Below are 13,692 nucleotides of genomic sequence, written 5' to 3' on the forward strand. Positions count from 1 at the left end.
TCTATATTTTAGTAGTTAATCAGCGCGACACGGTCTGTATGAACCAGGGACTCTAGAAAGCACCACGCATATTTCAGTTTCAACAACATTTGTTTCACTCTGCGGTATCGAAGTCATCGCCTCTAATATCAATTTTTAGCGGGTAAATAATTGCTGGTTAAATCAGGACCAAAACTGTTTCTAACCATCTCTGATGGCGGTAATCTTCGCTAGCGACCCGCTTGAATTTAAGTTATCCTATCGGCAATTTTTATTAGTTTGCAAGAAGTTTGGAATTGTAAATGCAAGAGCAATATAACCCACAGGGTATAGAATCAGAAGTACAAGCATACTGGGATAAAAACCAAGTATTTAAAGTAACAGAAGACGAAAGCAAAGAGAAATTCTACTGTCTTTCGATGTTTCCTTACCCAAGTGGCCGATTACACATGGGTCACGTACGTAACTATACTATTGGTGATGTTGTCTCTCGCTTCCAACGACTGCAAGGCAAAAATGTCATGCAACCTATGGGTTGGGATGCATTTGGTTTACCCGCTGAAAATGCAGCGATCAAAAATAATACTGCGCCTGCTAAATGGACCTATGAAAATATCGACTACATGCGTACTCAGCTCAAGCAACTTGGCTTTGGCTATGATTGGGACCGCGAAATCGCTACGTGTCACCCAGAGTATTACAAGTGGGAACAATGGTTCTTCACTAAACTGTACGAAAAGGGCCTAGTCTACAAAAAAATGTCAACTGTCAACTGGGATCCCGTTGACCAAACTGTTTTGGCAAACGAACAAGTGATTGACGGCCGCGGTTGGCGCTCTGGCGCATTAGTTGAGCAAAAAGAAATCCCACAATGGTTTATCAAAATTACTGATTACGCTCAAGAATTATTAGATGATTTAGACAAGCTTGAGCATTGGCCTGAGCAAGTTAAAACCATGCAACGTAATTGGATTGGCCGCTCAGAAGGCCTAGAGGTTGAGTTTAAACGCGTTGATAACGACGAAAGTTTCCGTGTGTACACCACCCGCCCTGATACGATTATGGGGGTCACTTATGTCGCTGTCGCAGCCGGTCATCCTATTGCACTTGAAGCCGCGAAAAATAGCCCTGGTGTCGCAACGTTTGTTGAAGAATGTAAAAACAACAAAGTTGCAGAAGCCGATATGGCTACGATGGACAAAAAAGGCATTGCAACCGGCTTCTTCGCCACTCATCCATTAACAGGTCAACAAGTGCCTATCTGGGTCGCCAATTTTGTATTGATGCATTATGGTTCAGGTGCGGTGATGGCGGTGCCTGCGCACGATCAACGTGACTTCGAATTTGCAACAGCATACGGTTTAGATATCAAACAAGTTATCGTTCCTTCAGCAGGGTCTGAGCTAGTTGCTGATATCGATAGCCAAGCATTCACCGAAAAAGGCACGCTTATCAACTCTGAGCAATTTGACGGCTTAGATTTTGACGGCGCCTTCAACGCAATTGCTGATGCGCTTACAGAACAAGGGCTCGGAGAGCGAAAAGTAAACTTCCGTTTACGTGATTGGGGAGTCAGTCGTCAGCGTTATTGGGGTTCTCCGATTCCAATGCTCAATAAAGAAGACGGTTCTGAACTCGCCGCACCTGAAGAAATGCTGCCAGTGCGTTTACCAGAAGATGTGGTTATGAATGGTGTGACTTCACCAATCAAAGCTGATCCACAATGGGCCCAAGCTCAGCTCAATGGTGAAACGGTTTTCCATGAAACGGATACGTTTGATACATTTATGGAATCATCATGGTACTACGCGCGCTACTGTAGTCCACGTTTTGCTGAAGGCATGTTAGAACCAGGGGCAGCAAATTACTGGCTACCGGTCAATCAATACATTGGTGGCATCGAACACGCTATCTTGCATTTATTATACTCTCGTTTTTTCCACAAATTGTTACGTGATTTTGGCCTAGTTAACTCTGATGAGCCTTTTGAACGTTTACTGTGTCAAGGCATGGTATTAGCAGAAACCTATTACCGTAAAGATGAAAAAGGCGGGGATGTATGGATCTCCCCTTCTGATGTTGAAACAGAAAAAGACGATAAGGGCCGCATCACTAAAGCATGGCATAAGACTGATGGCGAGCCAGTATTCTCATCTGGTATGAGCAAAATGTCTAAGTCAAAAAATAACGGGATCGATCCACAGTCGGTGATTGAGCAATATGGTGCTGATACAGTTCGTTTATTTATGATGTTTACTGCCCCACCAGAACAAACCCTTGAGTGGTCTGATTCTGGTGTAGAAGGCGCGCACCGTTTTGTTCGCCGTGTATGGAAATATGCCTTTGATGTCAAAAACGCCGGTTCTGGGACATTAGATGTCAATACGTTATCAAATGATCAAAAAGCATTACGCCGTGAATTACACAAAGCCATTGCAAAAGTGACCGATGATCTTGAGCGTCGTCAAACATTCAACACCGCTATTGCCGCTGTGATGGAACTATTAAACAAACTCACCAAAGCGCCGCTTGATTCTGACCAAGATAAAGCACTTGCACATGAAGCACTCGATGCGTTAATCGTTATGCTTTCTCCAATAATTCCGCATGTGTGTCATCAATTGTGGCAAGAGCTCGGTAAAGAAGGTGATGTGATCAATGCACAATGGCCTTCTTTCGACCCTGCAGCCATGGTCGAAGATGAAAAACTAATCGTGGTGCAAGTCAACGGTAAAGTACGCGCTAAAGTGACCGTAGCAGCCAATGCAGAGCAAGCCCAAGTGGAAGAGATTGCCTATGCTGAAGCAAATGTGAGCCGATTCTTAGATGGTGTCACGATTCGTAAAGTCATTTATGTTCCGGGTAAACTACTAAATGTGGTTGCCAACTAAGATGTTGCGACCGACCACTCTTTTAGGATACATAGCGCTTGCGCTCTGTATCCTAGTTAGCAGCGGCTGTGGGTTTACACTCAAGCAAGCCTCTAATTTACCAGCCGATTTACAACAGTTAACATTTAATGCTATCGATCCTCAATCTGATTTATATCGCTTAATGAAAAAACAATTCTCATTAGCTAAAATCGACTTCAAAGATGAAGTAAGAGCCGATCGCGCTGAATTACTACTTTTAAACGACAAGCTTGATCGTCGTACCTTATCTCTTTTTCCAAATGGGCAAGTCGCCGAATACGAGTTAACTTATAGTGTGCGATATCAAGTCACTCGCCCAGGGGCTGAACCGACAGAACAATATTTTGAAATTTATCGCAATTACCAAGATGATCCCGATAGCGCGCTAGCAAAAGCGAAAGAGCTTGAGCTGATTTTATCTGAAATGCGCTTGCAAGCGAGTCGACGTATAATCCGAGAACTGGCGCAACTTTAATGCGGTGTTATGCCAACCAATTAGCCAGCAAACTTCAGCAACGCCTTGAACTGGTGTATATGGTGCTAGGGGATGAGCCTTTTCAAGTGCAACAATGCTGTCAGGCTATTAAAACAACAGCTAAACAGCACGGGCACGACGAACTGATCCGCTTAACCGTCACGCCACAATTTGACTGGCAAGAAATTGAGCAACACCTTAATAGCTTATCGTTATTCAGCGACAAAAAAATCATTGAATTAGATTTTGGCGATGCAAAAGCCGGACAACAAGGCGCAAAAGTACTAAAAAATATCGTTGAGCGACCCAACCCTGATTGCCTTATTTTAATTAAAGGGAATAAAAATGGCCCGGAGATTCAAAAGACAGCTTGGTTTAAAGCGCTCGATGCGATTGGATTATTCGTACCCTGTTACGAAATAACAGGCCATCACTTACAGACCTGGTTGAATAGCCAATGCCAACAATTACAACTCAATCTTGAGGCGGATGCCAAAGCACTACTATTAGAGTCAACTCAAGGTAACCTTCTAGCTACGTATCAAGAACTCGAAAAGCTGTCGTTATTGTATGGACAAACTCTTGTGAGCTACCAATTACTCGCACCTGTACTATTAAACCAAGCAAAATTCGATATTTTTGATCTCTGCGATGCACTTTTACAAGGTAACAGCAAGCAAACTGTTGCTATCCTTGTTCGCTTACAAAAAGACAACACAGAAATTACCTCGATCGCTTGGGCGATTGCACGTGAAGCCCAGCTACTATTTACAATACAATCCCGTCTTCACCAAGGGCAAAACAAAACACAGATATTCAAGCAATGTAATATTTGGAAGAACCGACAAAGTTACACTGAAAGTGCCCTAAGCCGCTTATCTATTGAACAATTAAAACTGTTGATTAGCCAATTAGCCTTATTTGACCGCCACTTTAAGCAAGGGACTCTCGTTTGCCCTTTTCCAACAATCACCCAAATTGCTCTGGGGTTTTGTCAACCCGTTCACATGGCGTTTCCCGCCTACCACGACCCTGTATGATTGGTATTTTTGGCGGCACGTTTGATCCGATACATCAAGGGCACCTTAATATTGCCACACAGTGCCTCGAGCAATTACCACTGACAACGCTTGCATTTATGCCCTGTGCACAACCCGCACATAAAACGCATTCAGGCGTCAGTGCAGAACATCGGTTAGCCATGGTAAAATTAGCCATTGCGCAACAACCCGCTTTTTCAATTGATGATCGGGAGCTAAAGCGCACAGGCCCTTCCTACTCTTTATTAAGTCTACAAGAGCTAAAACACGAACACCCCAACGACACACTTGCATTTTTGATAGGTATGGATTCGCTTAATAGCTTACATAAGTGGCACAAATGGCAAGAAATCGTCACTTTATGTCATTTGATAGTGTGTCAGCGGCCAGGAGAAACTTTACACCCTGCACCTGAAATTCGTAAATATATAGATCGCAGCAGTACTTCTGACATCCATACCTTAACAACGACTCATGCAGGCCTGTGCTACTTTTTGCCCACAACGCCCACCGCTATTTCTTCCAGTGAGCTGCGCACGCAATTACAAACCTCTTCTGCCCAGCTTGAATACTTACCCGAGGCTGTCGCTAACTACATTAAAAATCAGCATATCTACTGTTAATTTTCATTCGCAGCTTAATAATTACTAACAGCCGTGATAAAATCACCAATTAGCTTTAACTTATTTGTGAGAACACATTTTGGAATCAACCGAACTATTAGAGTTTGCTGTAGATAAAGTCGACGATATGAAAGCCCGCGACATCATCAAATTAGACGTCAGAGAAAAATCAAACATCACTGATTACTTAGTGATCTGCTCTGGAAACTCAAAACGTCACGTACAATCGATTGCTGAAAACGTCAATAAAGAAGCCAAAGCGGTTGGTCTAGAGCCTTTAGGCATCGAAGGTCAAACGGGTGGTGAGTGGGTCTTAGTAGACTTAGGTGATGTGGTTGTTCATGTGATGCAAGATCAATCTCGAGATTTCTATCAGTTAGAGAAACTTTGGGGCTAATCCACGATGAAAATACAACTAATTGCGGTTGGCACTAAGATGCCAAGTTGGGTCGAAACAGGGTATCAAGAATACCAACGTCGCTTCCCAAAAGACATGCCGCTGGAATTAGTTGAAATCAACGCCGGAAAACGTGGCAAAAATGCCGATATTAAGCGCATTTTGCAATTAGAAGGTGAAAAAACCTTAGCCGCCATCCCAAAAGGGAACCGCATAGTTACGCTAGAAGTCACAGGTAAACCTTGGGATACCCATGATTTAGCCAAACAAATGGAAAAATGGCAACATGATGGCCGTGATATCAGTTTACTGATTGGTGGACCTGAAGGTTTAGCACCTGAATGTATCGCGGCTTCTGCACAAAAATGGTCGCTGTCAAATTTGACGCTTCCCCATCCTCTGGTCAGAATTGTGGTTGCAGAAAGCCTCTATCGCGCTTGGAGTTTAAACAATAACCACCCCTATCATCGCGAATAACCTGAATTATGTTCAAGCGACGAAGCCCTATCAGAGATCATTCCGCCGAGGCCAATTTATTTGCTCGGCGTGCCTTTATCGCTTTTGTGTTTGTCCTTATTCTTATCGCGATTCTCTTTGTTAATATTTACCGCCTTCAAGTAACTGCGCACCAAAGTTATCAAACTCGCTCGAATGACAACCGAATTAAACTTGTGCCGATCGCACCTAATCGTGGGCTAATTTACGACAGAAACGGTGTCATCCTTGCTGAAAATCGGCCGATTTTTAATTTAGAAGCGATCCCTGAAGATGTCGGTGATATGGCCGACTCACTGGCTCGACTGAGTGTTATTTTAGATATCAGCGAAGCCGAAAAAAACGACTTTTTAGACGATATCAAACAACAGCGTCGCTTTAAGAGCCAAGTGTTAAAATCTCGCCTGAACGAAGAACAAGTGGCTAAATTTTCAGCACACCAACATAAATTCCCCGGATTTAACATCGAAGCCCGTCTTGCTCGACACTATCCATTTGGTGATACACTCACCCACGCATTAGGCTATGTTGCCAAATTAAATAAAAAAGAACTCACTCAATTGCAACAAGAAGGACTTGAGACCAATTATCGCGCAACCCGCTATTACGGAAAGCTAGGACTTGAGAAATATTATGAACATACACTGCATGGAACGGTGGGTTCTCAAGAAGTCGAAATAAATAACCGTGGGCGAATTCTACGCACGTTAAGCTCTACCCCCCCAATCCCAGGGCAAGATCTTGTTTTAACACTGGATGTCGGATTACAACAAATAGCCCAATATGCGCTAAAAGACAGCCGAGGTGCTGTGGTCGTACTCGATGCAAAAAATGGCGGCGTACTCGCACTCTATTCAAATCCAAGCTATGACCCTAATTTATTTGTTCACGGGATCAGCCGCGCCGATTATCGAGCATTACTTAACGCTGATCGGCCGCTCATTAACCGCGCAACCCAAGGTAGCTATGCACCGGCTTCGACAATAAAACCTTTAATGGCAATATTTGGCCTTGAAGAAGGGTTAATTACTGAAACCACTACCATGTTTGACCCTGGTTTTTTCGAAATTCCTAATGTCGAACACCGATGGCGTGACTGGAAGCGCTGGGGTCACGGTAAGGCGGTCGATGTGTATCAAGCCATCGAGGAGTCATGTGATACATTTTTTTACGATATCGCCTTTCGAGCTGGGGTCGATAAAATCAGTAATTTTATGGCCCAATTTGGCTTTGGTGAGCTATCAGGTGTGGATATTTATGAAGAAACATCTGCAATTTTGCCTTCCAAAGAATGGAAAAAAGAACGATTTAAAGAGTCTTGGTGGCGAGGTGATACGATTTCTGTGGGCATCGGTCAAGGTTACTGGACTGCGACCCCCATGCAAATTGCCAATGCCACCAATATTATGGTCAATAAGGGCGTGAACAACCCTCCTCACTTAGTCTCATTAACTAAGTTGGGCGAGGAGGTAACACTTATCAATAATGAAGAGAAACCACCGATTGCACTGAAAGATCCTCATAATTGGCAAATTGCCATTGATGCGATGCATAACACTGTTTACAAGAAAACAGGCACCGCACATGCTGCTTTTGTCGGCGCTGATTACGACCCATCAGGAAAAACAGGCACCGCACAAGTTGTTAGCATCGCACAAGGTGAGCGATATGACGCCGATAACTTAAAAGAAAAACACCGCGATAACGCCTTATATATTGGCTTTGCTCCCTACAGCGACCCCGAAATAATCGTGATGGTGACCGTTGAGAATACCGGTGGCGGCAGTAGTGTAGGAGCGCCTATTGCGCGTCAGTTAATGGATTACTATTTCTCCTCACAACAATCTCGAGCAGACACACCATGACCTCGTTGCACAGTCAAAAATCGTTTTGGGATAGGATTCATTTAGATTGGCCGCTCTTTTTAGCGTTAATCACTATGCTCAGTGCTAGCACATTTATTATTTACAGTGCCAGCGGCCAAGATATCGGCATGTTGATCCGCCAAAGTAAGCGGATCGGCTTAGCATTAGTGGCCATGATTGTATTAGCGCAGTTTTCGCCTCGTACCTATAAACAATGGGTCTTTTTATTTTATGGGATTGGACTTGCTTTACTCATTGCTGTGTTAGTCATGGGCGTAAGTAGCAAAGGTGCCCAGCGCTGGCTTGATTTAGGTTTTACACGGTTTCAGCCTTCAGAGATTATGAAACTCGCCGTACCGATGATGGTGGCTTGGTATATCGGTAAATACCATCTACCACCACGCTTAATTCATTTAGTCGTAGGTTTTGCGTTAGTCATGGTTCCGACTATTTTGATCAAAGAGCAGCCGGATCTAGGCACATCTATTCTTATTGCCAGTTCAGGGATCTTCGTATTATTTTTAGCCGGAATTAGTTGGCGTTTGATACTTTTTCTGGGCGCCGCTGCGGGCTTAGCTGCACCGGTCTTTTGGACCTATGGTATGCACGCCTATCAAAAACAACGTGTCCTCACCTTTTTAAATCCAGAAAGTGACCCACTTGGTTCGGGTTATCACATTATCCAATCAAAAATTGCGATTGGTTCTGGAGGATTAGAAGGCAAAGGCTGGTTACAAGGTACACAATCTCAATTAGAGTTTTTACCTGAACGCCACACTGATTTTATTTTTTCAGTATTGTCAGAAGAGTTTGGTCTGGTTGGTGTCACCGTGCTCCTCGCTGCATATTTGTTTATTATTGGGCGTGGACTTTATATTTCAGTCAATGCACAAGATGCATTCGGTAAGTTACTGGCTGGTAGCCTCACTCTCACCTTTTTTGTTTATGTATTTGTCAATATTGGTATGGTTTCGGGGCTCTTACCTGTGGTCGGCGTCCCTCTGCCACTCATCAGTTATGGCGGAACATCAATGGTGACCTTGATGGCCGGGTTTGGCATTATAATGTCTATTGCAACTCATAAAAAGGTGGTAATCAATTGATGAAAAATTGGCTTTTCTTTCTGGGTTTATTAGGACTGAGCTTTCTCAGTGGCTGTAGTAGCAGCCGATATGATATGCGCCATGATGCAGCACCCCTTCGTAAACCCACGCAGTTAGAACAACAAGATGCCATCGTGGTTGCGACAAAAAAAAGCATTGCTGCAAGTCGCCCCTACAGCATTGCAGGCAAACGTTATAAGCCGATGTTAGATGAAACCGGATACAAAAAGGAGGGGATTGCCTCTTGGTATGGGCGAAAATTTCATGGTCATAAAACCTCAAATGGTGAAGTTTATAATATGTTTGCCATGACGGCCGCCCATAAAACATTGCCATTACCAAGCTTTGTTAAAGTCACCAATATAGATAATGGTAAATCGGCAATTGTTCGTGTTAATGACCGCGGCCCTTTTCATGATGACCGAATTATCGACTTATCTTACGCTGCGGCTTATAAACTGGATTATTATCGCTCTGGTACAGCGAGGGTTAAGTTAGAGGCCATTACACTCGATGACCAGCCTCATCCCTATATTTATATTCAAGTTGCCGCAGCAAGCAAAACAGACACCATGACGGTGTTAGCTGAACAACTGCGTAACAAATACCAAGTAGAGAATATTATTAATCATAGAGATGGAATTTTTCGCCTGAAGATCGGTCCTATGAAAGACTTAACGCAAGCGAAGACAACGCTAGCAACCATTCAGCGAGATGGCCACAAAGAAGCCTTCTTGCTTTACAGTGAACAGTTGCTTTAGGATAATACCTTAGCAACACACATATTCTATTAACCAATTAAATTATTATAATGAAACGATTAAAAAACACTTTGCTCAAAAACGTTTGCACGATTGTTTGTACTGTTGGCATTTTCAGCGCCAATGCGCAAATTCTTCCTGCACCTCCTCAAATTAATGCTAAAGGGTATTTTTTAGTTGATTACACAACTGGAAAGGTGATTGCCGAAGGCGCGCCAGATGAGCGATTAGCCCCAGCATCACTGACCAAAATGATGACAAGTTATGTGATTGGTCTAGAAATAAAGAATAAAAATATCCTCCCTAGTGATGTTGTCACGATCAGCGAAAAAGCATGGAGTAAGAATTTTCCCGATTCTTCAAAAATGTTTATCGAAGTGGGTAAAAAAGTAACTGTAGAAGACTTAAATCGCGGAATCATTATTCAATCAGGCAATGATGCCTGCGTAGCGATGGCCGAGCATATTGCAGGCAGTGAAAGTGCCTTTGCAGATCTCATGAATGCACATGGGCAGCGCCTCGGCTTAACCAATTCTCACTTTATCAATAGCCATGGCTTAGATACGGATGAGCATTACACTACTCCCCGCGACATGGCTAATTTAGGAATTGCACTCATTCGCGATGTGCCTGAAGAATATGCAATTTATGCCGAAAAATCATTTACATTTAACGGTATCAAACAATATAACCGCAACTCATTGCTTTGGGATGAGAGCCTCGATGTTGATGGTATCAAAACAGGCCATACCTCTGAAGCTGGTTATAGTTTAGTCACCTCGGCTACAAAAGGTGACATGCGCTTGGTGGCTGTTGTAATGGGCACCGATAGTGAACGTGCTCGTAAAGTCGAAAGTAAAAAGTTATTAAATTACGGCTTTCGCTTTTATGAAACAATCACGCCTTATAAAGCGGGCGATACCTTTGCCAGCCAACGCATATGGATGGGCAATAAAGAAGAGGTTTCTTTGGGAATTGTTGAAGATACCCCAATTACCATTCCTCGAGGCCAAGCTAAAAATTTAAAGGCTAACTTTAAATTAGACAAAACCCTTGAAGCTCCTATCGCTAAAGGAACTAACGTAGGCACGTTATTCTTACAACTTGACGGTGAAGACATCGCTCAGTACCCATTAGTAACATTAGAAGAGGTCGAAGAAGGCAGCTTCTTTAGCCAAATTTACGACTACCTTCGTTTACAATTAGCCAACTAATCTGTTAAGCGTTCTTTTAAAATGCAGGCTCTTTAGCCAAGCCGTTTACCTAAAGTGGTGCTAACGGCTTAACTATGCACATAAATGCACTATAATTGAGGTAGTTACCTTAGTTATGGTGTATTTTTTTGAGAAAGAAATCTTGCCAGAAAGATTGGCCTACCTTCCCAGAATCGTTTAATGGAATACAGGTAAATTGTTGTAAATTTACTAGATGTGATAACTTTGGGATCTCGCCTGAGGACAGTACACAACGAGCATCATCAGGGCAAAAATCTAACGCCAATCCTCAGCATCGTCAAGTAGCCAAACACCATCCACTCTATAAAACTTCTGGAAGTGCAAAGTTTGAAGCTTCAATCGTTTGTAAGGCTTGTGAAAAGAAGAAAAAAGCAGGTGATAATGTAACTGTCTCTTCCGATTTAAAAAGTAACTATGCCATTTATCAGGAATACGAGCGCCTATCACATTATTTGATGGAGCCAGCAGTAAAATGCCCTAACACACAATGTCCAACCTACACCGTTGAATTTTTTGAACCTTCTATTAAAAAAAGAGGATATACGAGGGCTGGTACGCCCCGATACGAGTGCAAACACTGCAAAAAGACATTCACTGTAGGAAGGCAATCAAGGCAGCAGAAACGACCTGAAATCAATATAAGGCTATTTGATTTATTGGTGATGCACGCACCGCTTAGAAGAATTGCAAAGCATCTCAATATCTCACCTAAAACACTTTACGATAAAATCGACTTTATCCATCGTCAGTGCTTAAGTTTCGTGAAAGAACGTGAGCTTAGACTTATTGAAGGAAAGTTAAAGCTTGATCGCTTGTATTTATCAACTGATAGACAGGTACAGACTACAAACTGGACTAAAAGAGAAGATAAGCGCACCACTGAAATGTACGGTATTAGCACAGCCTGTTTAAGAACAGGGTATGTCTTCGCGTTCAATTTCAACTTTGATGAAACCATTAATCAGTTTGAAGTTGAAAGTCTTGCGGAAGAATATGGTGACAACGACAAACCTAAACACCATAGAGTCACTGCAAGAATTTGGCTAGAAAGCGAATTATCTAAAGCTATAACAGCGAGTGCTAGCTCAAGCACTGACTCTTTAATATTGCTAGTAGAAGAAATCGAAAACAAAATAGAGCATGAACTATCGTCTTCAAATCCTGAAAGCTCAGAAAACATTGATGGGGATATAAAGTTACCCGCTAAAGGCGTTTTAGTTCACAACGAATACACGATGCTAGCCCATTTTTTATTGCTTAATAAGCTGACGCAACATGTTGGTAAGACTCTATTTTACATGGATCAAGATACTGGTATGAAGACAGCCTACTTAGGTATCTTTAAGGACAAAATTAAACTGGGAAAGAGTGATGGATTTTTAGTTAGAGCATTGAAAAACAACAGTGTCGATGACAAACGTAGAGCTGTAGCAGCCACGAATAAACTCATAAAAAAGATCACTGGTATCGAGCGCAATGAATTATCGAACAAGCAGTTTAGAGATGTCGTAAATCAGCTAATTATTGAGAGACTTGATAAACTAATTACGATCAAAAAATCAACCGAGCAATGGCTAGATTATCCTGTTGCAACTATGCCAGAATCTGAAAAGCTAGTCGCTGCTGTTACAGATATTTCAAAGTATGATATTGAGCATCAAGCCAACTTGTATCGCAAAGCTAGCCTTCATGCTGTAGATAGATTCTTTATGAATGCTAGACGAGCTGTAGGCTTATTAGAGCGTTCATTTTCGTCAGGTTCGAATGCTTCACGAAACTGGAATGGGTACTCAGCGTACAATCCTGCTATGTTGACAAAGATGGCTGACATTTACCGTGTGTATTACAACTACGCAAATAAAAACGATAAAGGCGAAACTCCAGCGATGCGCTTAGGACTCGCTAAAGGGCCTGTTGCTATAGAGAAAATTTTATATTTTGGAAAATACGAATAATTAAGGGAAAAAATGAAATTAAAGGACGTTAAAGTATCAATCACAATTGTTTCTATCGCCTGTCTAATCTTGATATTTTCTAGGGTTTACTACACAAGATACGATTGGGTGCCATTGAATCTAGGCATACATCAAGCTGAGACTTCATATGAAGATACATTCAAAGCCGAATATACAGGACACCATTTCTTGTATTTGGAAATAGACAGGCTTAATGGTGAATCTAAAATTCTTAGCTGCATATTCGGAGTCTCACTACAGAAATCAGAGTGTAATGGTAATCAGGAGCCAGCGAATCTTCTATGGGAGATTACGGAAGGTGGAAACTCTATCGCTTCAGGAGAGGTTGAAAACAACTGGGAAGCTGCATACTGGAGTGCTAGAGGGGATGGAGCATCAATACACAGGTTTAGCGCTACAGAAGGCTCTATTTATCAGCTAAAAGTAAAACTAAATGTCTCTCAAAATATAATAGAGAAAGTAAACCCAAGAATGAAAATTAAGTTACCAGCTCTTTTGCATAAAGATGACGCGATCATTTCTGGGTTATTAGATTTGCTTGCATATCTAATTCTAGGTTTAAGCATCATTGCACTAATGATTGAGGTTTATCGCGCTAAAAAGCGGTCTTAAAACTTTCATATGTAATAAAGCAACTACAAAGAGAGAGGCGTTATCAAACTCTATAGTTGCTTTAATTTAATCTATCTCAAGCTAGATCCACTTTAAGTAAACGGCTTGCTCTTTAGCCTGCATTTTTAATTTATAAAGCTAGTATTTAGATTAGGATTATTAATAAGCGTTTTATTAAAAACGATGTTAAAATGCCTGCCTTTAAAATTTATCTATCCT

Annotated in this window: 12 protein-coding genes; all 12 read left to right on the forward strand. The window is 42.1% G+C overall.

The annotated features are described in order from the left end of the window. Nucleotides 1–281: 281 nt before the first annotated feature. Complete coding sequence (gene leuS, locus AC3KVK_RS10715; protein WP_490313271.1) at nt 282–2,870, forward strand: leucine--tRNA ligase; 2,589 nt, start codon at nt 282–284, stop codon at nt 2,868–2,870. A 1-nt stretch (nt 2,871) separates the two neighbouring features. Continuing rightward, entirely contained in the window at nt 2,872–3,366 is a 495-nt protein-coding gene (locus tag AC3KVK_RS10720; protein WP_490313270.1) for an LPS-assembly lipoprotein LptE, read from the forward strand. After that, complete coding sequence (gene holA / locus AC3KVK_RS10725; protein ID WP_490313269.1) at nt 3,366–4,406, forward strand: DNA polymerase III subunit delta; 1,041 nt, start codon at nt 3,366–3,368, stop codon at nt 4,404–4,406. Before AC3KVK_RS10720 ends, holA begins: the two co-directional genes overlap by 1 nt. Then, complete coding sequence (nadD, locus tag AC3KVK_RS10730; protein ID WP_490313268.1) at nt 4,403–5,029, forward strand: nicotinate-nucleotide adenylyltransferase; 627 nt, start codon at nt 4,403–4,405, stop codon at nt 5,027–5,029. The genes holA and nadD overlap by 4 nt, the downstream gene beginning before the upstream one ends. Before the next feature lie 79 nt (nt 5,030–5,108). Beyond that, nucleotides 5,109–5,426, forward strand: a complete 318-nt coding sequence (gene rsfS, locus AC3KVK_RS10735; protein ID WP_490313267.1) for a ribosome silencing factor — start codon at nt 5,109–5,111, stop codon at nt 5,424–5,426. A 6-nt stretch (nt 5,427–5,432) separates the two neighbouring features. Then, nucleotides 5,433–5,903 carry a 23S rRNA (pseudouridine(1915)-N(3))-methyltransferase RlmH gene (rlmH, locus tag AC3KVK_RS10740; RefSeq protein WP_490313266.1) on the forward strand — a complete coding sequence of 157 codons (471 nt, stop codon included), beginning with the start codon at nt 5,433–5,435 and terminating at the stop codon, nt 5,901–5,903. 8 nt (nt 5,904–5,911) lie between these two features. Further along, nucleotides 5,912–7,786 carry a penicillin-binding protein 2 gene (gene mrdA, locus AC3KVK_RS10745; protein ID WP_490313265.1) on the forward strand — a complete coding sequence of 625 codons (1,875 nt, stop codon included), beginning with the start codon at nt 5,912–5,914 and terminating at the stop codon, nt 7,784–7,786. Further along, nucleotides 7,783–8,889: a rod shape-determining protein RodA gene (gene rodA / locus AC3KVK_RS10750; RefSeq protein WP_490313264.1), complete on the forward strand. Its 1,107-nt coding sequence runs from the start codon at nt 7,783–7,785 to the stop codon at nt 8,887–8,889. The genes mrdA and rodA overlap by 4 nt, the downstream gene beginning before the upstream one ends. Beyond that, complete coding sequence (locus AC3KVK_RS10755) at nt 8,889–9,650, forward strand: septal ring lytic transglycosylase RlpA family protein (protein WP_490313263.1); 762 nt, start codon at nt 8,889–8,891, stop codon at nt 9,648–9,650. The genes rodA and AC3KVK_RS10755 overlap by 1 nt, the downstream gene beginning before the upstream one ends. Before the next feature lie 50 nt (nt 9,651–9,700). Further along, nucleotides 9,701–10,864: a serine hydrolase gene (locus AC3KVK_RS10760; protein WP_490313262.1), complete on the forward strand. Its 1,164-nt coding sequence runs from the start codon at nt 9,701–9,703 to the stop codon at nt 10,862–10,864. A gap of 128 nt (nt 10,865–10,992) precedes the next feature. Continuing rightward, nucleotides 10,993–12,840 (forward strand): IS1/IS1595 family N-terminal zinc-binding domain-containing protein, encoded by a 1,848-nt coding sequence (locus AC3KVK_RS10765; RefSeq protein WP_490313261.1) that lies wholly within the window; start codon nt 10,993–10,995, stop codon nt 12,838–12,840. 12 nt (nt 12,841–12,852) lie between these two features. Next, nucleotides 12,853–13,473 (forward strand): hypothetical protein, encoded by a 621-nt coding sequence (locus AC3KVK_RS10770; protein WP_490313260.1) that lies wholly within the window; start codon nt 12,853–12,855, stop codon nt 13,471–13,473. Nucleotides 13,474–13,692 lie beyond the last annotated feature (219 nt).

The sequence above is a fragment of the Pseudoalteromonas sp. J2K-J979 genome, from assembly GCF_058169715.2.